The organism is Achromobacter sp. ACM03, from assembly GCF_014851665.1.
Classification (GTDB): Bacteria; Pseudomonadota; Gammaproteobacteria; order Burkholderiales; family Burkholderiaceae_B; genus Achromobacter; species Achromobacter aegrifaciens.
The window spans coordinates 141,478-161,985 of the sequence record NZ_JACVAD010000005.1; the positions used below are offsets into that span (position 1 = coordinate 141,478).

22 protein-coding genes and 1 pseudogene are annotated in these 20,508 nt (G+C 60.7%); 21 read left to right on the top strand and 2 right to left on the bottom strand.

What is annotated here, in order from left to right; all coding sequences use genetic code 11:
- Positions 1 to 34 precede the first annotated feature (34 nt).
- The 19 genes from IB257_RS22300 to IB257_RS22390 all read left to right on the top strand — a co-directional run bounded on the left by IB257_RS22300 (position 35) and on the right by IB257_RS22390 (position 18,406).
- Positions 35 to 1,036: a major capsid protein gene (locus IB257_RS22300; RefSeq protein WP_054453580.1), complete on the top strand. Its 1,002-nt coding sequence runs from the start codon at positions 35 to 37 to the stop codon at positions 1,034 to 1,036.
- 22 nt (positions 1,037 to 1,058) lie between these two features.
- Positions 1,059 to 1,346 (top strand): hypothetical protein, encoded by a 288-nt coding sequence (locus IB257_RS22305; RefSeq protein WP_124260411.1) that lies wholly within the window; start codon positions 1,059 to 1,061, stop codon positions 1,344 to 1,346.
- Entirely contained in the window at positions 1,343 to 1,762 is a 420-nt protein-coding gene (locus IB257_RS22310; RefSeq protein WP_054453576.1) for a hypothetical protein, read from the top strand. The genes IB257_RS22305 and IB257_RS22310 overlap by 4 nt, the downstream gene beginning before the upstream one ends.
- Positions 1,763 to 1,777: 15 nt before the next feature.
- Positions 1,778 to 1,969 (top strand): hypothetical protein, encoded by a 192-nt coding sequence (locus IB257_RS22315; RefSeq protein WP_124260410.1) that lies wholly within the window; start codon positions 1,778 to 1,780, stop codon positions 1,967 to 1,969.
- Between the two features lie 51 nt (positions 1,970 to 2,020).
- Positions 2,021 to 2,959, top strand: a complete 939-nt coding sequence (locus IB257_RS22320) for a phage tail tube protein (protein ID WP_225589082.1) — start codon at positions 2,021 to 2,023, stop codon at positions 2,957 to 2,959.
- Positions 2,960 to 3,038: 79 nt separating this feature from the next.
- The gene (locus IB257_RS22325; protein WP_192492828.1) at positions 3,039 to 3,452 is read left to right on the top strand and encodes a hypothetical protein; all 414 of its coding nucleotides are present in this window, start codon (positions 3,039 to 3,041) and stop codon (positions 3,450 to 3,452) included.
- Complete coding sequence (locus IB257_RS22330) at positions 3,380 to 3,838, top strand: DUF1799 domain-containing protein (RefSeq protein WP_192492829.1); 459 nt, start codon at positions 3,380 to 3,382, stop codon at positions 3,836 to 3,838. Before IB257_RS22325 ends, IB257_RS22330 begins: the two co-directional genes overlap by 73 nt.
- 20 nt (positions 3,839 to 3,858) lie before the next feature.
- A complete protein-coding gene (locus IB257_RS22335; protein ID WP_192492830.1) occupies positions 3,859 to 6,852 on the top strand; it encodes a phage tail tape measure protein in 2,994 nt (997 codons plus the stop codon).
- A 5-nt stretch (positions 6,853 to 6,857) separates the two neighbouring features.
- Positions 6,858 to 7,193, top strand: a complete 336-nt coding sequence (locus tag IB257_RS22340) for a phage tail protein (RefSeq protein ID WP_192492831.1) — start codon at positions 6,858 to 6,860, stop codon at positions 7,191 to 7,193.
- A complete protein-coding gene (locus IB257_RS22345) occupies positions 7,193 to 9,877 on the top strand; it encodes a pyocin knob domain-containing S74 family peptidase (RefSeq protein ID WP_192492832.1) in 2,685 nt (894 codons plus the stop codon). Before IB257_RS22340 ends, IB257_RS22345 begins: the two co-directional genes overlap by 1 nt.
- Positions 9,878 to 9,881: 4 nt before the next feature.
- The gene (locus IB257_RS22350) at positions 9,882 to 10,610 is read left to right on the top strand and encodes a phage minor tail protein L (protein ID WP_192492833.1); all 729 of its coding nucleotides are present in this window, start codon (positions 9,882 to 9,884) and stop codon (positions 10,608 to 10,610) included.
- Between the two features lie 2 nt (positions 10,611 to 10,612).
- Positions 10,613 to 11,395 (top strand): C40 family peptidase, encoded by a 783-nt coding sequence (locus IB257_RS22355; protein ID WP_192492834.1) that lies wholly within the window; start codon positions 10,613 to 10,615, stop codon positions 11,393 to 11,395.
- Complete coding sequence (locus IB257_RS22360) at positions 11,392 to 11,985, top strand: tail assembly protein (RefSeq protein ID WP_175160978.1); 594 nt, start codon at positions 11,392 to 11,394, stop codon at positions 11,983 to 11,985. The genes IB257_RS22355 and IB257_RS22360 overlap by 4 nt, the downstream gene beginning before the upstream one ends.
- Positions 11,982 to 15,737 (top strand): phage tail protein, encoded by a 3,756-nt coding sequence (locus tag IB257_RS22365; protein WP_192492835.1) that lies wholly within the window; start codon positions 11,982 to 11,984, stop codon positions 15,735 to 15,737. Before IB257_RS22360 ends, IB257_RS22365 begins: the two co-directional genes overlap by 4 nt.
- Before the next feature lie 71 nt (positions 15,738 to 15,808).
- The gene (locus tag IB257_RS22370; RefSeq protein ID WP_192492836.1) at positions 15,809 to 16,156 is read left to right on the top strand and encodes a putative holin; all 348 of its coding nucleotides are present in this window, start codon (positions 15,809 to 15,811) and stop codon (positions 16,154 to 16,156) included.
- Between the two features lies 1 nt (position 16,157).
- Complete coding sequence (locus tag IB257_RS22375; RefSeq protein WP_217278776.1) at positions 16,158 to 16,457, top strand: phage holin family protein; 300 nt, start codon at positions 16,158 to 16,160, stop codon at positions 16,455 to 16,457.
- Complete coding sequence (locus tag IB257_RS22380) at positions 16,454 to 16,984, top strand: hypothetical protein (protein WP_192492837.1); 531 nt, start codon at positions 16,454 to 16,456, stop codon at positions 16,982 to 16,984. Before IB257_RS22375 ends, IB257_RS22380 begins: the two co-directional genes overlap by 4 nt.
- A complete protein-coding gene (locus IB257_RS22385; protein WP_225589083.1) occupies positions 16,981 to 17,514 on the top strand; it encodes a DUF2514 family protein in 534 nt (177 codons plus the stop codon). The genes IB257_RS22380 and IB257_RS22385 overlap by 4 nt, the downstream gene beginning before the upstream one ends.
- Before the next feature lie 655 nt (positions 17,515 to 18,169).
- The gene (locus IB257_RS22390) at positions 18,170 to 18,406 is read left to right on the top strand and encodes a DNA-3-methyladenine glycosylase (RefSeq protein WP_192492838.1); all 237 of its coding nucleotides are present in this window, start codon (positions 18,170 to 18,172) and stop codon (positions 18,404 to 18,406) included.
- 50 nt (positions 18,407 to 18,456) lie between these two features.
- Here the strand turns inward: IB257_RS22390 and IB257_RS31805 are convergent, their stop codons facing one another.
- Complete coding sequence (locus IB257_RS31805; RefSeq protein WP_082400914.1) at positions 18,457 to 18,681, bottom strand: CrpP-related protein; 225 nt, start codon at positions 18,679 to 18,681, stop codon at positions 18,457 to 18,459.
- Between the two features lie 227 nt (positions 18,682 to 18,908).
- Positions 18,909 to 19,346: pseudogene (locus tag IB257_RS31590) on the bottom strand (hypothetical protein).
- Positions 19,347 to 19,931: 585 nt separating this feature from the next.
- On the opposite strand from IB257_RS31590, the gene IB257_RS22395 reads away from it, so the two are divergent.
- Entirely contained in the window at positions 19,932 to 20,219 is a 288-nt protein-coding gene (locus IB257_RS22395) for a hypothetical protein (RefSeq protein WP_175214191.1), read from the top strand.
- Positions 20,216 to 20,494, top strand: a complete 279-nt coding sequence (locus IB257_RS22400; protein ID WP_054453545.1) for a hypothetical protein — start codon at positions 20,216 to 20,218, stop codon at positions 20,492 to 20,494. The genes IB257_RS22395 and IB257_RS22400 overlap by 4 nt, the downstream gene beginning before the upstream one ends.
- Positions 20,495 to 20,508 lie beyond the last annotated feature (14 nt).

Sequence of the window (20,508 nt, forward strand, 5' to 3'; positions counted from 1 at the left end):
CTCCGGGCGGCCGTTTCTATTTCTGGAGCCTGACATGGCCGATATCAATATCTTCCAAGACGAGAAATTCACGGTTTCCGCCTTGACCGCCGCCATCAACGAGCTGGAGAGCATCCCGGGCCGCATCGGCAAGCTCGGCCTTTACTCGGAAGAGGGCGTTTCCTCCACCGTGGTGCAAATCGAATACGACGGCCAGACACTGGGTCTGGTGTCCGCCAAGCCCCGTGGTGGTGTCGGTCAATCGGTCGTCCTGACCGGCCGCAAGCTGATTCCGTTCAACACCGTGCACTTGCCGCAACGTTCCACGATGCTGGCCGACGAAATCCAGGGCATCCGCGCGTTCGGGAGCCAATCGGAGCTGGAATCGGCCGAGGCGCGGGTTGCCAAGTACCAGAGGAAGCATCGCCAGCAACTCGATCTGACGCACGAATATCAGCGCGTGGGCGGCATCAAGGGGCAGATCCTGGATGCCGACGGCACTTCGGTGTTGCTCGACGTTTACCATTCCTTCGGCATCGTCCAGCAGGAATTCCCGATGGAACTCACGAGCGCAACCACCCTCGTTCGCCAGAAATCGGACGACGTCGTGGATCTGGTCGAGGATGCCCTGGGCGCCACCCCGGCCAGCGGCGTTCGCGCGCTGTGCGGCAAGGACTTCTGGAAGACGCTGATCAACCACAAGAGCGTACGCGAGACGTACCTGAATACCGCGCAAGCAGCCGAACTGCGGGGCAAACCGGCCGACTCCTTCGAGATCGGCGGCATTACCTACGAACGCTACCGCGGCAAGCTGGGGGGCGCTCCCTTCATCGGCGACGAGGAGGCTTACGCCTTTCCCGATGGCGTGTCCGATTTCTTCATCACGCGCTTCGCGCCGGCCGACTATATGGAAACGGTCAACACCGATGGCCTGCCGTATTACACGCGGGTCGAGCCGTTGCCGTTCGGGAAGGGGCTTGAGATCGAAAGCCAGTCCAATCCGCTGCATCTGCCGACGCGGCCCAAGGCCATCATCAAACTGAAGATGGGCACCTGAAGCCATGGAATGGGATAACTCCGTGTTCGACGAAGCCTTCGATGCGGTGGGTCTGCGCGAGCCGGCGTTGCTGCTGGATACGGAGCCTCCCGTCCCATTCAAGGTTCGGTTCGACCGCCCGCAGGTCATCGACGAAGGGGACCTGGTGCACTCGACCGACTACGAGATCGAGTACACCACCGCCGACGTCCCCGACCTTGCGTACCAAAGTCAGGTGGAAATCGGGGGCGTCCGGTACCGAGTCCGCCAGGAGCCGACCGCGGTAGGCGACGGCTTCTGGTCGCGCGCGATGCTGGAGCAGCTTCCATGACCACGCTGGCAATGCAATACGTAGTGGACCTCCGTGCCGCCCTCAAGGCGGCGCCCGGATTCCCCGCCGAAGTCGAGGCATCGCCTGTACGGGCAATCGCCAGAGAGGATCCGATGGTGATCTCCGTGCAGTTGGGCGGGGAGTCGGTGGAGAGCATTCACCCGCCGCGCGCCACCCGCGTACGTGAAATCCATGTCCTCGTTCACACAGCAGGCGATGACCATCAGGCCTTCGCAGAGGCGGTGTTCGAGCAGGCCCACCCCGTCGTTATGGCATACGCCGGCCCCAACGTGGTCGAGGTTGCCGAGTTCGGGACCGATGAGCCCAAGTACGTCAATGGCGACCTGCGGCGGCAGATTGTGAACAAGCGCTACCGCATCACCTACCAAACCGATGAGCACTCCCTAAGCGCCTGAACTATCGGAGAAAGCATGAACAAAGAAAGGAAATCAGTCGCCGACGATCCGGTGAGTACCGATATCGCCCAGCCTGCGCAGGCGGTGACCGGGCCCCAGATCGATGAACACCATGGCCGCGGCGGGAGCTATCTCCGTGATTCGGCTACCGGCGAGCGAATTCTGATCGAGCGGACCGAACCCTGCTCAGGCTGCCAGGCCCGATAGGGCCGTCTCGCTATCAATCTGGCCCATATTGGGCCTTCATTCTTGGAGCCCATGATGGCAAAGAAAACTCGCAATTCCGTCGTGTTGGCGAAGCTGCAGACCACGGCCGGCACTGCCGCTCAGCCTGCCGGGGCCACGGACGCGGTGCTGGTCCGAAGCCTGACGGCGACGCCTCTGTCGGCAGAGTTCGTGGAACGCGAACTCCTGCGGCCCTACATGGGGAATTCCGGGCAAATTGCGACCACGCAGTATGCCCAGCTCGAATTCGAAGTGGAACTCGCAGGAGCAGGCACCGCGGGCAAGGCGCCTGCGTGGGGTCCGCTGCTGCGCTCCTGCGGATTCGCGGAGACGGTTACGGTGGGCACCGACGTGCGCTATCTGCCGGTGTCGACCGACTTTGAACTGATCACCCTGCATTACTTCCTGGACGGGCTGTTCCACAAGATCGTGGATGCCCGGGGAACGGTCGCCTTCGATCTGACGGCCAAGAGCATTCCGGTCCTGCGCTATCGGTTCATGGGCGCCTATGTGCCGATCACGGACGGCGTCATGCCTTCAGGCGTGGATTTCACTGCTTTTCAGATCCCGAAGGCGGTGAACAAGGCGAACACGCCGGCCTGGTTGCTCGGCGCCTATTCGGGCTGCTTGCAGTCTATGACCTTCGATGTGGCGAACCAGCTGGTCTGGCGCTCGCTCATCGGTTGTGAGGGGGCGGAGATCACGGACCGCAAGCCGACGGGAAAGCTCGTTCTGGAGCTGCCGCGCATTGCTGACCTTGACTGGCCGACCATGGTCCTGTCAGGCGCCGGATCGCCACTGTCGGTCACCCATGGGGTGGTCGCAGGCCATATCGTGGAAGTCAAAGCCAGCGCGGCCCAGATGACCAATCCGACGTACTCGGACCAGGAAGGGGTGGCGATGCTGAACCTGGACACGAACATCAACCCCGGCGCGGTCGGCAACGACGAGCTGGAGATCATCGTCAGGTAGCGCCGCAGTTATCGCCCTTCCACCATTCTTACCACGACATGCCCGGGATCTCCCGGGCATTTTGCTTTTGGAGCCCTATATGTCCTTCGTCGTCACCAAGCGCCCGGTCGCTGCCTTCCCTATCTCCCTCGTCGTCAACGGCACGAATGGCGACCCGCTGGAAATCAGCTTCGTCGCTCAGTATCACCGGCACACGCCGGAGCAGTTGGCTGATCTGACCGACGGTATGGTCAACAAGGCGCGCGCCACCCAGAATTTGCCCCCCCTCCTGCGGCCCGATGGCTCCCAGGCTCCCGAGTATCCCTACTCGAGCGACCTCGAGTTCGTGCAAGCAAAGCTGGCCAACTGGCTGGGCGTGAGGGATGCGGCGGGGGACTCCCTCACCTTCAGCCGGGAATCGCTGCAGGCGGTGATTACCGATTGGCCGGAACTGATCGCTCCGTTGTTCAGCGGCTTCTATTCCGCGCACCAGGGTGCACAGAAAAAAAACTGATCGAGGCCGCCAGGCGCTGGGCAGGAGCTGGCGCACCACAGGCCGGCGGCTTTGATCCTGACGACCAGGTGCTGGCGGCGCTTCGGGCAGCGGGCGCGCCAGTGGAAGTTCTAGATGCGGCCAGGCCAGCATCGGCGTCCGACGACGAAGCGTTTGAGGTGTGGCCAGAAAACTGGCCGACGTTTGAGGCGTTCATTGCTCTGAGCCACTGCTGGATCTGGGTGGCGCCGGCAATGGGGCGGCCCGTGAGGGTGGGAATCCCGTCTGCAGAAATCGAATCGACGCTGCGCCTGCTTCGGGTGAAGCGGCGGATGCGTCGCGAGATGTTCATCGAGCTGCGGGCGATGGAGCGGGCCGCCCTTGAGGTCTTCGAAAGCAACGAATAGGCGCAACGCCGGAAATCAATATGACCGATAAGATCCTTGCCGTTCGGATGACCGGCGACGAGGCGGACTTGTTGCGCGCGTTCGGCGCTGGCAGTGCTGCGTCGGCGCAGTTTGCCGCGGCCACGGAAGCTTCGCTGACTCGCGCAGCCACCGCGGCGGATAGGGTGGGGACGTCGTCCAGCCAAATGTCCCTGGCGGTCAATGCTGCGTCCGCTGGTGCCCAGGCATATGCGACCGCTGGTGATAGGTTCCTGCAGAGTCTGGAGCGCCAGGCGCAGGCCGCGGGCAAGACCCGGTCCCAGCTGTTGGAGTTGCGTGCTGCGGAACTCGGCGTAGCGGCACAGGCCGCGCCAATGATTGGCCACCTAAAGGCGCAAGAGTCCGCCTTGAATTCAGGGGCGGTGGCCTTCAATAAGCACGCCAGGTCGGCCGCTCAGACGGAAGCTGCGATGCGTGGCGTACCCGCGCAGATCACCGATATTGTGGTTTCGCTGCAGAGCGGACAGCAGCCCATGACCGTGGCGCTTCAGCAAGGCGGTCAGCTGAAAGATATGTTCGGCGGAATGGTCCCTGCCGCCCGTGCGTTGGGATCCACCCTGTTGGGGATGGTGAGCCCGTGGACGCTACTCGCCGGCGCGGCAGTGGCCTGGGGCATTGCGGCTTATCAAGGCGACCAGGAGACGGATCGGCTTAATCGGACGATCCGCCTGACCGGGAACTATGCAGGCGTCACCGCCGCGAGTATCCGCGAAATGTCGGCCGCTTCCGCCAAGATCGGGGGCGGAGGCATCGGAAATGCGCGTGATGCGGTTGAGGGATTGGTCGCCACCGGCCAAATCTCGAAGGCCACAATTGCCGATCTGAGCGCCACGATGGTGGAGCTGGAGCGCGTTTCCAAGCAGTCCATGGACGAAATCTCCAAGGACTTTGCTCGGATGCCGGAAGGTGTCACGAAGTGGGCGGAAGAACATAACCGCTCGATGAACTTCATGAGCCTGGCGCAATGGGAGTACATCCGCACGCTGGAGGAAAGCGGCAATCGCGAAGCCGCGATGCAGGCGACTTCGAAGGCTCTGCATGATTACCTGGGCGATGAGGCTCCTGCGAAGCTGGGTTTGCTGGAGCGAGCCTGGCGCGGCGTCAAACAGGAAGTCTCCGGCGCCTGGGAGGCGATGAAGCAGGTTGGGCAGGAGCAAGATCCGCTTGAGGCTCGCATTGCGTCACTCCGCAAGAATCTTGACCTTATCCGAGACAGGGCAAACGGGCCTGCCGGTATTAACGCGGCGGGCCAGGCCAAATTGGCGGCTGCGGAAGGGCGGCTGCGGGATGCCGAGGATCAGAGAGCCTTGGCGGAGGCGGCTTCACAGGTCCACGGACTCAATGCCGCCGCCAATGCCAGCGCCATCACTGCGGCAAAGGCCCTCGACTCGCTGGATGAGGCGACAAACAAGTCGCGTCGGCTGGAAAAGGCGCTCGAAGAAAACGCACGAAATGAAGCGAGTCTGAGGGCAATCGACCCGAACGATGATCGGATATCCGCCACCGCCATCCGCGCACGGGAAGCTGCCACCCGAAAGCGTTTTGAGGACAAGGGCGCAGGCGCAGGAGTCCAAAGCGGCATTTCTGCTCAGCTGGCCGCAATGCAGGCGCAGGCGCGCTTGCGAGAGGAGGAGCTTCGACGGGAAACCACGCGCCTGGAGGGCGAACGTGCCCGCGGTCTGCTGTCGGAGGAGCAATTCATCCACCGGCGCGCCGAGGCACAGCGCGCGGCCCTGCAAGATGAGCTGGAGGTGGCTCGCAAGCAGGCGGAGATAGCCGGAGGCAAGAAGCAGCTTTCGGAGCGGGAGCGCTACCTTGGCCGCGTAAAGGAGCTTGAGGCCCAGATCGTTCGCTCCCAGGAGCAAGAGGCCACCGATATCGAGAAGTACCAGGAGAAGATCCGCGGAGCATTGCGGGCTACTCAGCTCGATATCGAGAACTACCAGGGGACGCGTGACCAGCAGGCCAGTCGTCAGATAAACGCGATGACGCTGGGGGCGAACGATCGCGCTCTGGTCGATTCGATCAACCAGGCGCAGGATCGTTTTCGCCGGCTCCGAGACGGCTTTACCGACAAGGTGCTGCGCGAAGGTGGTGCGCGGGCTCTGGATTCCTCGCAGTATCAGGAGGGCCTCGCCAAGATCGATGCGGCCATGCTGGCCCAGGTTGAGCGTGAGCGCTCCTACATGCAGGAGCGTGTCGCCATCCAGTCTGACTGGAAGAATGGCGCGCTGCTTGCTGTCAACGACTGGCTCGACGGCACTGCGAATTTGATGGCGCAGTCGAAGCAGGTCTTTTCATCCCTGTTCACCGGGATGGAGAACGTCGTTGCGAGCTTCGTGACCACCGGGAAGGCGAAATTCTCGGACTTCACCCGCAGCGTTCTGGCGGATATCGCAAAGATTGCGGCGCGCCAGGCCATGGTCGGGTTCGTAACCAGTGTTGCTGGAAGCCTATTTGGCGTTGGATCGGGTGCTGCCGCCGGTACGGAGGCTATGGCCAGTAATGTTCAGGCCGCAGGATGGGACGGCATTGGATCGCTGATCGCCTCTAACGGCTGGGTGGCGAACGCAAAGGGCAACGTCTATTCGTCGCCCAGCTTGTCCGCCTATTCGAACGGGGTCTATGACACACCGCAGGTCTTCGCCTTCGCGAAGGGCGCAGGTGTCTTTGCCGAGGCAGGCCCTGAAGCAATCATGCCGCTGAAGCGCGCGCCGGACGGGAGTCTTGGTGTCCGCGCACAGATCCCGAACTTCTCCCAGGCCGCCGCGGGCGATGACCCGCGGGCAGGCAATCGCCCAGTCCAGGTGCAGATCTATCTGCAAGAAGGGGAGGGAGTTCGCACGAACGCGCCGGCCGGCCTGGAGCAGTTCGGCAAGGAAATCGGCGAATTCGTTGACCAGCGGTTTGAGCGCCTCCTGGCCCGGTCCTACCGGCCCGGGGGGACTTCTTGGAACCGTCAGAACGGTAGGTGAGCTTTGTGGAAATTTTTACCTGGTGCCCCCGGAGGAATCCGAAGGGGGAGGTCGCCTTTCGCGGGTTGAGCGCGCAATTCGGCGATGGATTCGCGCAGGTCGCCGAAGACGGCATCAATTCCCGCTCTGAGTCTTGGCCGCTCGAGTTCTTCGGGACCGAGGCTGAGATCCAGCCAATCAAAAAGTTCCTTGACCGCCACGGAACCTGGACGGCGTTCCTTTGGACGCCGCCCCTGGCGCAGCAGGCGGCCTTCCTGATGGAGCGGGGTTACAGCCCTGTGCCTCTGGGTGGCGGCTGGTTCACGTTGGCCGTCACCTTCAAACAGAAATTCATTCCCTGATGACCATGGTGAACCTCGAAATCATCAATGTTGGGCAAGCGCCCAATGATGGCACCGGCGATACGCACCGGGATTCATTTCAAAAAACGAACCGGAATATGGCGGCGCTGAAAGCGGCGCTGGAAGACGCGTTCAAGACTGTGGAGATTCCGGCGTTCGCGAATCTGAACGCCTACACGACCACCGGCACGTTCCACCAGTCCGCGAACGCGGGGGCCGTGGGTGGTACGAACTATCCCGAGGGTACCGCAGGCTTGCTGCAGGTCGTGGCAGCGGGTACGTCGTTTGTGTATCAGCGGTACGTGACCACGGGGCGCCGTAGCTATTGGCGGACTCGCGCTGGAGGCGACTGGGCTGAATGGGTGAGAATGCTCGATGCCTCAATGCTGGGCGCTGCCAACGGTGCCGCATCGCTGGGCGCCGACAGAACGATCCCGCGCGAGCAGCTGCCAGTCCTGACCGCGGTGCCTGTCGTGGCCGGCACCGACGCCAACACGGTCACCGACCCCGGCTCCTACTACATCAACAGCGACGCCGACGCGACGCTGGCTCTCAATTGGCCCGAGTTGCGGGCGGGCACGCTGGTGGTGGAGCGCGCTGGCGCGGGGAACGCGCAGGTCACTCAGACCTACACGACTCGCGGCGGTTCTGGTGGCGTATCGCGCACCTACAAACGCGTGCGGTTTGCAACGTCCAATACCTGGTATGCCTGGCAGGAGTTGGCTCGACTCGACGAGGCGATGAAAAGCGTCGCGCTCTCTGTCGGCACCGATGCCAACACGCTGACCGCAGCCAACACTTTCTACACCTGGGGTCCAGGCGCTGTGGTGTCTGGGGGCGTTAACTGGCCGGCGGTTGTCCCGGGGTCTGGAGCGCTGACCGTAGCTGTGATGGCCACGACGACTGTGATTCAGAGCCTGGAGCTGCTGACAGGCGTTGGCCGCCGGCCGGTCTGCCTTCAGCGGGCTCGCATCAATGGAGCATGGGACCCCTGGTTTGTAGTCGCGCCGCTCAGCTCGACGGTGGACTTGCCCACAGCGAACCACGGTGATGTCTATGTGGATGGCGACGGCTGGTACGCCTGGAACGGGTCGGCTTACGCGCGCCGCAGCTGGGCCAAGACGCTGGTCAGTATCGACTTGAACTCGGTAGATGTTCCCGGCGCTTACGCTTGCAACGTCAGCGCTGAGGCCACGCCTGCCTTGAACTACCCGGTGCAGCTGGCCGGGATTCTGGAAGTCGTCTCATCCCAGGCCAGTAATCTGCAGGTCACTCAGACCTACACGGCCTTCCCAGAAACCAGCCCGGTGACCTACAAGCGCGTTCGGTTCGGCGCTTCCAAGGTTTGGGGGCCCTGGCTGGAACAGGCCAGGCTCAAGGACGCCATGCACCGGGTGGCCCTGAGTGCCGCCGCAGGCATTAACGCCAACACGTTGACTGCGGACAATACGTTCTACACCTGGGAGTCTGGCTCCACCATCACGGGCGCCGGCGGCGCCAACTGGCCCCCCGTGAATAACGGTACGGTCGGTGCAGGCTTCCTGGAGGTGTTCTGTATCTCTTCTGGCGCGATCGTGCAGCGTTGTACGCTGCTGGGTAACGCCCAGAAGCCCCGTGTGTTCCAGCGGTTCGGCGCAGGTAGCTCCTGGGAAAGCTGGAGGATCACCGCAAGTCTCAGCTCGTCTGCGTTCCTGCCTGTGGCCGACTGCGGCGAGGTGTACGTGGATGGGGTTGGCGTATACCAGTGGAACGGCACGAACTACACGCCCCAGACTCCGGTTACGGGCGTACTGCTGATGAAGCCGAGCGCAGTGATCATGGGGGAATTTCCCGGTCAAGCATCGGCCACAGGGAACCGCTTCATGTCCTACTCTGGGGACACCTATCTGGCGGCTGTACCGGGCGCCGGCGGGTCGGTGGCGGGCCTTCTTGCACGAAACGCCGATTCGGCCAATTCGCAATTTGTAGGTATGTCGGCTAGCTCGGGCGGGTGTTATCTGCTATTCAGCCGACACGGAACTGCTGCGGTTCCCCCCAATTTGATTATCAGCTCCGGCTCTGGGGAATGTGGCCGTGTGGTCGAGGACGGTCGTTGGCAATTCGGTCGGTTTGTGCAGCCCAACGTGCAAACGAAGCTCCACGTCTCCTTCAACGGCGGCGGCCTGGAGTACGGCATTGTGACCCGTCCAGTCAATGCATCGGACTCCACAGCTATCCAGTTCCAGTCGTCCTCTGGCGGCGTCGCGGGCTACATCTATTCGACGCAGGCGCTGACGACGACCTACGCCACGACCTCGGACTATCGGGCCAAGACCGATTTGGGGAACCTGGACCCCGAGAACTCGCTTGCCACCATCAACGCCCTGCGTCCCATTCTGTTCCGTATGAATGAGGCGCCGGAAGGCTCCGAGATCCAGCGGGGCTTCATCGCGCACGAACTACAAGAGAAAGTCCCCAACGCGGTGGTGGGCAAGAAGGACGAGATGATGGCTGGGCCTGGCGGTCCCGATGCGCCGGAGGTGCCCAGATACCAGGGCGTGGACATGTCACGCATCATGCCCGACATGGTGGCTGCGGTGCAGCGCCTGACCCAGATGCTGGAGGAAACCAACAGATCGTTGGTGACGGCCAACAGCAGGATCGCGCAACTGGAAGCTGCGGGCTCGCCCGCTACCCCGGAGTAGTGCAATGGGGATCTATGCGGATGTTCAAAAGCTGGAGGTTGGCCAGTTGGTCGACTTGTTCGAGCTGGACGCCACCGGCATTGGCGGCACGCTTCAGCGCTTTCACGGATATGCCCAGGTAGGCCCGATCTGGTGGCAAGAGAATCAATACGACCCCTGGGCTATCCAGGCTGAGGGGTTTGAGCAGGTGGGTGAGGGGCAACAGCCAACCCCCACTCTGTCTGTAGGCAATATTGGGCTAGACACCGCAGGCAACCCCATTCCTGGTGTGATTTCGGCCCTCTGCATCGCGCTGGACGATCTTGTCGGTGCCCGCGTGGTCGTTCGCCGAACACTTGGGAAATATCTGGATGCGCGAAATTTTCCAGATGGAAATCCGACCGCCTCGTCCGAGGAAGAGTTGCCGCCTGAGGTGTGGATTGTCCAGCAGAAGACGGCTGAAACTGCCGAGGTTGTGGAGTTTGAGCTGTCGAGCGCTCTAGATTTCAACGGTCAAAAACTCCCTGGTCGTCAGATCATCGCCGGCGTTTGCGGCTGGCTCACCAGGGGCGGCTATCGCGGGCCCTATTGCGGATATACGGGCTCTCGCATGTTCGATGTGGAAGGGAATCCCGTTTCCGACCCAGCGCGCGATCGATGTTCTGGGTTGCTGAGCGACTGCAAGCAGCGCTTCGGCGAGTACGAAGTGATTAATTTCGGCGGCTTCCCTTCTGCGGACCGCATTCGAGGGTAACCATGCGGAAGAAGACGATTGACGCCATCCGTGCTCATGCGATGGCGGAGTACCCGCGCGAGTGTTGTGGCCTAGTGGTGCAGGTGGCTCGTCGGGAGATCTATTGGCCGTGCAGGAACCTCGCGACAGGCGCTGAACATTTCGTTATGGATCCTCGGGATTACACCGCTGCGGCCGATGCCGGGACTGTCAGGGCAGTGATTCATTCCCATCCGGACCAACAGCCCCTCTTGATCCATGAAGCGGATCGTGTTGCGTGCGAAGAGAGCGAGGTGCCTTGGTTCATTGTTGCCGTTGGCCGTTCCGAAGCCGGCCATGTAGAGACGCGCCAACTGGTCAGCTTTGCCCCTGAGGGCTACGAGGCGCCACTTTTGGGGCGGCCTTTTGCTCACGGGGTTCTGGATTGCTACAGCTTGATCCGCGATGGGTACGCTCGGGAACTGAACATCATCCTGCCGAATTTTCGTCGGGATGATGGCTGGTGGGAGCCAGGCAGGGAGGGCGATCTTTACATGGACCACTATGCCGAGGCTGGCTTTCGACCTCTTGCGGCAGGCGAACGGACGCAGTTCGGCGATGTGGTGCTGATGCAGATCCGCTCGGATCGAGTCAACCACTCCGGCATGTTCATCGGTGACCGGCCGCTGCGGGAAGCGCCTGATCTCTTTCCTATTCCAAATGCAATGCTGCATCACTTGTATGGGCGAGACTCCGAACGTGTGGTTTACGGCGGTTATTGGCGCGAGGCAACCCGATTGATCCTTCGTCATGAGGGCGTGGAATGACCGAGACGCTGAGAGAGGTGCGGATCTATGGGCGGCTTGGGGGGAAGTACGGACGAACCCACTGGCTTGCCGTGAACTGCCCGGCGGAAGCGATCAGGGCCCTATGCATACTGCTTCCCGGATTTGAGCGCGATCTGGCGAATAGCGACGCACATGGTGTGAAGTTTGCGTGCTTCGTAGGCAACCGAAACATCGGCGTGGAGGAAATGCAGTATCCGGTTGGAGGAGAGCCGATTCGGATAGCGCCTGTCCTTGCGGGAGCAAAGCGCGCGGGTCTATTTCAGACGATTCTGGGCGCGGTGCTGATCGTTGTCGGAGCGGTGCTGACATACACCGGGGTCGGCGCCCCGATTGGTACGCCGATGATGAAAATTGGCGCGGCGATGGCGTTGGGGGGTGTGGTGCAGATGCTTTCGCCTCAGCAGCGGGGGCTAAGCAGTGCTGACGGCCCTGAGAACGGCGCTTCCTACAACTTTAACGGTCCAGTGAACACGATGGCCCAAGGCAATCCGGTGCCTCTCTTGTACGGGCGAATGATCGTTGGAAGTTCCGTTATATCGGCCGGAATTTACGCCGAGGACCAAGTATGAGAGCAAATAATCTTGCAGTGAAAAGGGCGCCCAACGGCGCCCTTGTCGTTTCTGGCGTCTCGGCAAGGAATTTGCAGCCCATAACGGGTTTCGGTGGCGGGAAAGGCGGAGGAGGCGGCCGGAGCCCCCGCGAGGCCCCAGACAGCCTGCACAGCACCGCATTTGCGCGCGTCGTCGATCTGATCTCTGAGGGCGAGGTGTTCGGCCCAGCGCATGGACCTGATGGCGCGTTGCGTGACGTGTATCTGGATGGTACGCCGGGAGCGAACCAGGATGGTTCGGTGAATTTTCCGAACATGGCGATTGACTATCGCACAGGAACGCAGACGCAAGAGCCTTTGCCGGGCTTCCCTGCATCCGAAGTCACCAGTGCGGTGAATGTGGAGCTTACCCAAGGAAGCCCGTGGGTACGAACTATCACAGACCTGCAGCTATCGGCTGTGCGCATCACGTTGGCTGTGACGGGGCTGAGCAAGGCAAACACCTCGAATGGAGATATCGGTGGCTACCGCGTTGAGTACCAGATCGAAGTAAGTGCGGACGGTGGTGTCTACCAGCTCGCGCTTGCGAGTGCATTTGACGGGAAGACAACGCAACGCTATTCGCGGTCGCATCGAATTGACCTCCCGGCCGCGCGGTCTGGCTGGTCGGTGCGAGTTCGGCGAATTACGGCGAACGCTAATAGCAGTGTCATTTCTGATCGAACCTATGTAGATGGGATTACGGAGGTAATAGACGCGAAGCTTAGGTACCCGATGTCTGCTCTGGTCGGCATCAAGATTGATGCCTCCCAGTTCCAATCAATACCCGCGCGATCCTATGACTGGAAGGGGAGAATCATTCGCGTCCCGTCGAACTATGACGAGGATCGTCGCGCATACGCGGGCACCTGGGACGGAACTTTCAAGCTTGCGTGGACTGACAACCCTGCGTGGATTTTCTATGACCTCGTGACCAATGATCGGTATGGCCTGGGTGAGCGCATACCCTCCGGCTGGTTGGATAAGTGGGGGTTGTATCAGATAGCCCGGTACTGCGATGAGCTGGTGCCCGATGGATTTGGCGGGCAAGAGCCACGCTTCACCTGCAACTGCTATTTGCAGACAGCCGCGGACGCGTATCGGGTTTTGCAGGACCTGGCGTCGGTGTTCCGGGGAATGACGTACTGGGCAAATTCGTCGGTCTTTGCCGTCGCAGATATGCCCGGCGATCCCGTCTATACCTTCACGTCGGCCAACGTGATCGACGGCCGATTTAATTACGTCGGCTCTTCGTTGAATGCTCGCTATACCGCAGCCCTTGTGTCCTGGAATGATCTTTCAGACATGGGGCGGCAGAAAGTTGAGTATGTCGAAGATCGTAAAGGCTTGGCGCGGTTTGGGCTTAAGCAGATTGAGGTAAGCGCGTTTGGCTGCACGTCTCGCGGTCAAGCTAACCGGGTTGGTAAGTGGCTTCTGCTCACCTCGCGGATGGAAACCAGGTCCGTATCATTCTCCGTCGGGCTTGATGCGTGTCGTGTGCGTCCCGGCAGCATTGTTCGGATCGCGGATCAACACCTGGCGGGGCGCCGAGTGGGAGGGCGCATCCACTCGGCGACTTCTACCGTTATTACAGTCGATGCTGCGCTGGGGGTTAGACCGGGGGATCGCCTGGTCGTCAATTTGCCCAGCGGCGTTTCGGAAACCCGGATTGTCAGCGCAGCAGTGGGGCAAGGTCTGACTGCGGATTTGACGACCTTCACGGTTGACTCCACGGAGTTGACCGCAGATATGCTCGGCGTGCCGGGAATGGTCCTCATCATCACGGTAATAGCGCCATTCTCCGAGGTGCCGGAAGCCGAATGCGTGTGGACACTAGAATCTGAGGTGCTGTCTGCGCAGCGCTTTCGCATCATCAGTGTGAAGCGTAAGGAAGGGCTCATCGCGGAAATCGCGGCCATTCAACACGAGCCTGGAAAGTTTGACAACGTGGACTTTGGCACTCGCCTGGATCCCGTACCGATCACAGTAGTTCCCCCCGGTGTTCAGCCGCCACCGACCAACGTCACCATCAGTTCCTACCCGTTGATCAGTCAGGGTATGGCAAGCCATACGGCGGTTTTTTCGTGGGCTGCTGCCGAGGGCGCCGTGAAGTACGAGGTGCAGTGGCGGCGGGACAATTCCGAATGGATTAGCCTGCCGCCGACTGGGTCTACCAGCATAGAGGTTCAGAACATCTTTGCTGGCGGCTTTATGTGCCGAGTGAGGGCGTTCAATCCAATGGATATATCGTCCATCTGGGCCACGTCATTGCTAACGCAGCTGGACGGGATCTTGGCCCCACCGCCAGCAGTAACGAGCCTTATTCCGACGTCGTTGGTGTTTGCTATTCGGCTGCGCTGGGGCTTCCCTGCTGGACCGTCAATCATTGAGCGAACGGAGATCTGGTACAGCGCCTCGCCAGAGTTCGAGTCGGCGCAGAAGTTGGGGGACTATGCGTTCCCACAAGACAGCACGACGCTCATGGGCTTGTCCGCCGGCGCGCGGCTGTACTTTTGGGCCATCCTGCGTGATCGGAATGGCGTACCAGGTCCACGCTACCCGGCGGGGAACGGTGTGCTTGGTCAGGCAAGCGCGGACGCGGGTGAAATTCTTGAATACCTCAAAGACAAGATCACGCGGACACAGCTGGCGCAAGACATCCTTGCTCCGATTGACAAGATACCCGCGCTTGAAACGCGGATAGCCCAGGAGGAGACGACTCGACAGACTCAGAATGAGGCGATGGCCCAGACCATCAGCACTGTCAGCGCGAAGGTGGAGCAAAACACGTCGCTGATTCAGGAGGAATCGACGACGCGAGCAAACGAAACCGGTGCGTTGGGCCTGCGCATTACCAGTGTCCAGGCGACGGCCGACACAGCTTCAGGAAAGGCGGACCAGGCATTCGCGGGGGTGCAACAGACGAGCCAGGCAATTGCCAAGGTCAACGGGGACGTCGCAGCGATGTGGAATGTACGAGCCGGGGTGACAGTGGGAGGGCGCTACTACGCAGCCTCAATCGGGCTTGGCGTCGAAAGCTCCGGCGGCATAACGGAGTCCCAGTTCTTGGTGGGTGTCGATAGGTTCGGCGTTGTTCACCCGAATGGGACGCAGGTAACCGTACCGTTCGTCATTCAAGGTGGGCAGACGTTCATCAGTCAGGCGCTGATTGGCACGGCTTGGATCAAGAGCGCCAATATCGAGTCTTTGGATGCCGCCAAGGTGACAACTGGCTTCATGAGCGCTGATCGGATCGATGCAAACTCGTTCTCCGCCAAGGTGGCCAACCTAGATACTGCCTACGTCAAGACGGCGAATATTGGTTTCGCACAGGTAGGTACTCTTCAACTGCAGAATGGGGCGGTGTCGGCCGGAAGCGCCGTTCCCTTGAACCTGCAGTTCGGCTCGGGCAGCGGTAGTAACTCCGCTTCCATCACTTTCAATCTGCCTTCAGCCGGCTCCGCGTTGATTAGCTATGAGTTTGCGGCGAAATCGAGCTCGGCCCAGGTCGTCGTGGCCGAATACGTGCGGCTCTATTTTGATGGTGCCGAAGTGAGCAGGGTGCCTGTAGTGAACTACACGTCAAGCGAACAGGAAAACACGAAGTCCGGGAGCTCTATCCGGACCAACATCCCTGCTGGGCTGCACACCATTAGTTTGGTATTCCCTCGACCAGGCACTGGCACTGTGTCTGTCTCGGGAAATCTGGCGCTGCTGTCGTTCGTTCGCTAGGCCTTTGGCTATTGCATGGGCCCGTTTCGGCGGCCCAATTCTATTGCTGGAAATTCTAAAAAGGAGAAGTGATGGCTGAACCTGCAAGCACAGGTGTTGTTGCGGCAGCAGCGGCGGGCGTGACGTTCGCCGGCCTGCTGCCGGGGATCGATGGCAACGCTCTTATCGGGGCGTTTGCTGGGGCATCACTGTTCGTGGTGTCGCGAAAGGATGGGGGTTTGCTGTCGCGAGGAATCTACTGGGCGATTTCCTTCGTGATTGGCTACCTGGCCGCACCGGATGTGGTGGCGCTGACGCCTGTCAAGGAAACCGCCATCGCGGCATTCGGCGCTGCTGCGCTGGTCGTGACCATCGCCTTGGCGGCTATCGAGCGCATCAAGACGTTCGACTTCACCACGGTCTTCAAGAAGGGGAGCTGAGATGCAACCTGCCGAAATGATCAGTATGGGCCACCAGCATCTGGTGGCCCTTTTGTTTGTGGTGGCGAATTTCGCTTCGGCCGTGCGGCTGCTGCTTTACCGGCGCAACGGCGCGCGGTTCCGGAGAGGGATGTCTTGGCTGGCCTACCTGCTGATTGTAGGCACGGGCGGCCAGGCCCTGGATGTGCTTGTTCGGCATGAGCCTGTGACGGTGTGGCAGGCGGTGGTAGCGGTGCTGATCGCCGTGTTGGTTTATCGCGCCCAGGGGAATGTGGCGTGCATTGTGAGGGTTAATTCATGACGCTGAAAGAGATTGTCGCGGGGGCGATCAACCCGGCGCTGGCGCTGTTGCCAGCCGATATGGACACGCCTGCGGCACGCGTCCAGATGCTGGCTACCGGTCTGCAAGAAAGTCGCTTTGTGGACCGCCGTCAACTGGTCGGAAGCCCGCTGCGGCCGGTTGGTCCCGCCAAGAGCTTCTGGCAAGCGGAGCGGGGCGGCGGCATGGTGCACGGCGTCCGGCTGCATGCGGCAACGAGCGCCGCGGCTGCCCACCTCTACCAGGCCCGGGGCGTGCCCGCGCGCGATGGCGCGATCTGGGACGCCATCGAGCATGACGACGTGCTGGCGGCCGGCCTGGCCCGTCTGCTGTTGTGGAGCGACCCAGGCCGGCTGCCGCTTATGGGTGACATAGAGGGCGCCTGGCGGTTGTATCTGCGCACCTGGCGGCCCGGCGCTTACGACCACGGCACACCCGCCCAGCGCGCAGAGCTTCGCGCCAAGTGGGGCCGCAACTACGCCCAGGCAGTTGCAGAGGTGGCTCCATGACCGCCTTGACGCGCGCGGCCGACGTGCTGGCAGGGTGGAGGGGCTACGCGGTTGTCGCGCTGCTGGTGGCTGGCGTGGTAGGTGGTTCGGCGTGGACGGCTCGCGGCTGGCTGGCCGACGCGTCCGAGGCCAAGGTCGCCTCGGATCGCGACAAGGAGCGGCTGGCCGAAGCCCAAGCCAAAATGACCGCCATCGAGGCGGCACGAGAGGAAGGAAGACGGCGCACCGCCGAATTGGAGAAAGCCCGAGATGATGCAAAGAAACAAGCCGCTGCCGCGGTTGCTAGTGCTGCTAGCGCTCGTACTGAGCACAACAGGTTGCGCGACCGCGCCGACGCACTGGCTCGCGCCGCAAGCGGCCGAGATCCCGCCGCTGCCGGCGGAAGCCCGCCAGGGGCCGACGGCGTCGACCTGCTCGCCTACATGCTCAGACGCGTTAGCGACCGAGCTACGCAGCTTGCGGACATTGCAGACGGTGCCCGTGTCGCGGGACTGACCTGCGAGCGGATATATGATGCACTACGTCAATAGTGATGCAACTGAATCGAGATGTCGGCGAAGCAAACAGCGCAAATCGCCATAGAGCGAAAGTGCGACAACAATACCCACGCCGCCGTCCGATATTGTGATAGCGTCACGAAATCCCTCTATCAATTGGTTACACCATACGGGAGAAGGCGATGTTTCGTGAGAGCGATTGGGCTAAAGCCGGAGAAGTATGGGAGGGTTGGGGAGAGGTCGCATTCCTCACTGTGGCATATTTACTTGTCGGCCATCAGGTCTTAGTGGGCGCGGATGCCTACGAGCTGATCCGAATCCTTGTAATTCAGCATGAGCACTCTCAACTCGCTGAGGTCTTGCTTCTTTCAGCAATGGCGTTTCCCGTCGCCTGTATCATGCTCTTCATCCAGCTGCGCCGCCTACAGCTGGAAACTCGGCGCCGAAGGGCGCTAGACGCGCGCATCACTGAGCTCTTTAAGCGGGTGCGGGATGCGAGGCACGGCGAAATCAGCCGTAGCAACCCCTAGCGGGCGCCTTCCCCTTGCGCAGCTTGCGGCGATTCCAAGTCTTGGGCCCCATGCCAGACGTAGCAGATGGCAACACCCGGGTCTTTAGCTCGTTGTATGTCCAGTGCTACCCTGGGTATGAATCTTGCTGCTCTCAACAAGAACTCTTGGGGATCGATGTGAATACGGACGAGTTTGTTTCTAAGATGATCGTGACCGCCGGCCTTGAGAATTTGGGATTCGGAGACTGGACGGAGGTGCTCTACGCCTACGCTGCAGTGTTGGAGCGGATAGAAGCGCGGTTGACCGTGGAGGAGACTCACGAACTGGTTGGCGTGGGCGGCCAGTTCTATCGGACTCTCGCGCGTGCTGAAGACTATCGCCGCACGTTTACGCGTCATTCTTCCGCGGAGTGAACCTCGCGGCGATTCAGGTACGCGCCCCGTAATGGGCGCGTGCTTGAGACTTACACCGCATGTAGGCCTGCAAATTGAACGGGGCTCGGCGGCGGTCTTGTCACTTCCTTTTCCTTCGCCCATCCTGCTTCCCACGCATCGACCTTGGCCTGCCAAACTCTGGGTGATTCTCCCGTGTGCCCGGGCATCGCCTGGGCCTTGAGGTAGGGGCAGTCCCAAAGGGGCGATCCTTGGCGGGCGGCGGCTCCTCCCTGCTTTCGGATGTCGTCATACATTCCTGAACCCTCCAAAAGTAGATGGTCGAATGGAAAGTATGAAATGAGTTGGGATGCGAGTGCAATGGTGTTTCCGTACCAGAGTACGACGTCAACACGTACTAGGGCTGCACCAACCCTTTGCGCAGCTTGGTTGTTAGGGAGCGATACACTGCCTCCACCATCGCTATCTTTTCGAAGCGCACGTTCGCTATGCCGCAACTTCGACTTGGGGTACGCGCTCGAGCCTATCCAGCCAATTTCATAGCGACGTCTATGTGCGTGCCGCGATCCAGATCGACTCCTGACCCAGCAGCACACTCGTGAAGGTCAAGCTGTTCGCTCGTAATTTCACCGGCCTCAATTCGACTGGTAATGTCATCGAGCAACAGCTAGCGCGAAGCAAACCCCTGGCCAGTGAGACCTCGCATGGACAGCCGATAGGCTAACGTGGGCTCAGGTCCTTTCATAACGCCGAAGTCAAAGATTCTGCCTTGCTCATTCCGGAGAAACAGACGCCTAGGGCGAGCATAGATTATGTACACACGCCAGGGCGACAAGGTCGCCGCGTGGGGAGAGGGCCGATGTTCTCGGTGGCCGCCGTAGTGATTGAACGATGTCGTTGCAGGGAGGAATTTTCGGCAAGCAGTAGTGAGGCGCGCAAATGACTTGCTAAAAGGCTTCATGATGGGTAGCGGTCTGAATGAATCGCAGCGCGGCGTATACGCGAAAGAGTGAATCAGCTGATCGGGTCCGAGTTTTTGTTTTCTGGGCCGATTGGCCTCTGTCGTGGCCTTTGAACCGGTGCAGAAGTATCGTGTCGGGACGGATACACGACAACGCTGGCCCTCGCAATCATGCGATGAGTCAGCGTCTGCTCACAAGCTTTCAGTCATCCATCACCGGCCAAGCAGCTGCACTTTCCGTGACGGGAAGGGGCCGAAAGCGTGCGATTCGCTACTGAGGGGTACGCTGTTTCAGCGGGTCGTTCTGTGCTTGCTTACGAGCTGCCTCTTCTTTTTGTTCCTGGCTTTGCTGTTCTTGCTGCTTGTTAGGCACGTCTGATTGACCAGGCTGGGTGGGGGGACCTGCGGCGCTGAAGCGGGTAGGAAATGTCATGATGTTTACCTTTTTGGTTGTCGTGGCGAGTACCACATCCCCACAGTACGCTCTGTGGTAGGTCTGGCCTAAGACTAAATTGAAACAGGCGTAAGGCGTCGAGCAGTGCCTGCCCTACACTGGCTGTATGAAACCCTGTGGGAGGCTGCAGCATGTCACAGACAACCGGTACTAAAGCGCTAGAGCGATGGGACGATGAGGGGGGCTCGCAACTGGCTTCTCTGGCTCAGTCGTTCGCTATTGAGGAATTCGAGGTGTCTGAACGTCGAATTCTGGCTTTTCTCGGGGCGTCGGTACTGAGCCTCTGGGATGAGCTCCCGCTCAATGCGCGTCGGCGGGTATTGAATCGCGAAATCGCTCAAGCAGCATTCGACAGGTCTGCACTCAAGGCGAGGATTGCGCGCATCGCTGAAGGGGATTTTTCGGGGCAGCAAATATGATTCACGATCCTGATGACGCGGACATTGAGCGCTGGCTAAATGACGGCGGCATCCGATTGCCCACGTCAGTTGAAATGTTAGACACTGGCGTGCTTGACGAAGGCGAGCGGCGAGTCATTGCCTGCCTTGGGGCAGCGATCTTGAGCGTCTGGCGTGAAATGCCGACTGAAGTCCGGAGAAAGGTGCTACAGAGTGCTCTCAGCAACTCTACCTATGATGCCTCGCTGCTAAAAGCAAGGGTTGCAGTGTTCCTCAGAGGAAACAAGGATTCTTAATGAACGTGCCAGCT

Coding starts and splice junctions, on each gene's coding strand:
- IB257_RS22355 (WP_192492834.1), top strand. CDS start 10,613: ATGCGGAAGAAGACGATTGACGCCATCCGTGCTCATGCGATGGCGGAG.
- IB257_RS22385 (WP_225589083.1), top strand. CDS start 16,981: ATGACCGCCTTGACGCGCGCGGCCGACGTGCTGGCAGGGTGGAGGGGC.
- IB257_RS22345 (WP_192492832.1), top strand. CDS start 7,193: ATGACCATGGTGAACCTCGAAATCATCAATGTTGGGCAAGCGCCCAAT.
- IB257_RS22325 (WP_192492828.1), top strand. CDS start 3,039: ATGTCCTTCGTCGTCACCAAGCGCCCGGTCGCTGCCTTCCCTATCTCC.
- IB257_RS22315 (WP_124260410.1), top strand. CDS start 1,778: ATGAACAAAGAAAGGAAATCAGTCGCCGACGATCCGGTGAGTACCGAT.
- IB257_RS22300 (WP_054453580.1), top strand. CDS start 35: ATGGCCGATATCAATATCTTCCAAGACGAGAAATTCACGGTTTCCGCC.
- IB257_RS22370 (WP_192492836.1), top strand. CDS start 15,809: ATGGCTGAACCTGCAAGCACAGGTGTTGTTGCGGCAGCAGCGGCGGGC.
- IB257_RS31805 (WP_082400914.1), bottom strand. CDS start 18,681: ATGTATGACGACATCCGAAAGCAGGGAGGAGCCGCCGCCCGCCAAGGA.
- IB257_RS22335 (WP_192492830.1), top strand. CDS start 3,859: ATGACCGATAAGATCCTTGCCGTTCGGATGACCGGCGACGAGGCGGAC.
- IB257_RS22320 (WP_225589082.1), top strand. CDS start 2,021: ATGATGGCAAAGAAAACTCGCAATTCCGTCGTGTTGGCGAAGCTGCAG.
- IB257_RS22365 (WP_192492835.1), top strand. CDS start 11,982: ATGAGAGCAAATAATCTTGCAGTGAAAAGGGCGCCCAACGGCGCCCTT.
- IB257_RS22375 (WP_217278776.1), top strand. CDS start 16,158: ATGCAACCTGCCGAAATGATCAGTATGGGCCACCAGCATCTGGTGGCC.
- IB257_RS22380 (WP_192492837.1), top strand. CDS start 16,454: ATGACGCTGAAAGAGATTGTCGCGGGGGCGATCAACCCGGCGCTGGCG.
- IB257_RS22360 (WP_175160978.1), top strand. CDS start 11,392: ATGACCGAGACGCTGAGAGAGGTGCGGATCTATGGGCGGCTTGGGGGG.
- IB257_RS22395 (WP_175214191.1), top strand. CDS start 19,932: ATGTCACAGACAACCGGTACTAAAGCGCTAGAGCGATGGGACGATGAG.
- IB257_RS22400 (WP_054453545.1), top strand. CDS start 20,216: ATGATTCACGATCCTGATGACGCGGACATTGAGCGCTGGCTAAATGAC.
- IB257_RS22350 (WP_192492833.1), top strand. CDS start 9,882: ATGGGGATCTATGCGGATGTTCAAAAGCTGGAGGTTGGCCAGTTGGTC.
- IB257_RS22310 (WP_054453576.1), top strand. CDS start 1,343: ATGACCACGCTGGCAATGCAATACGTAGTGGACCTCCGTGCCGCCCTC.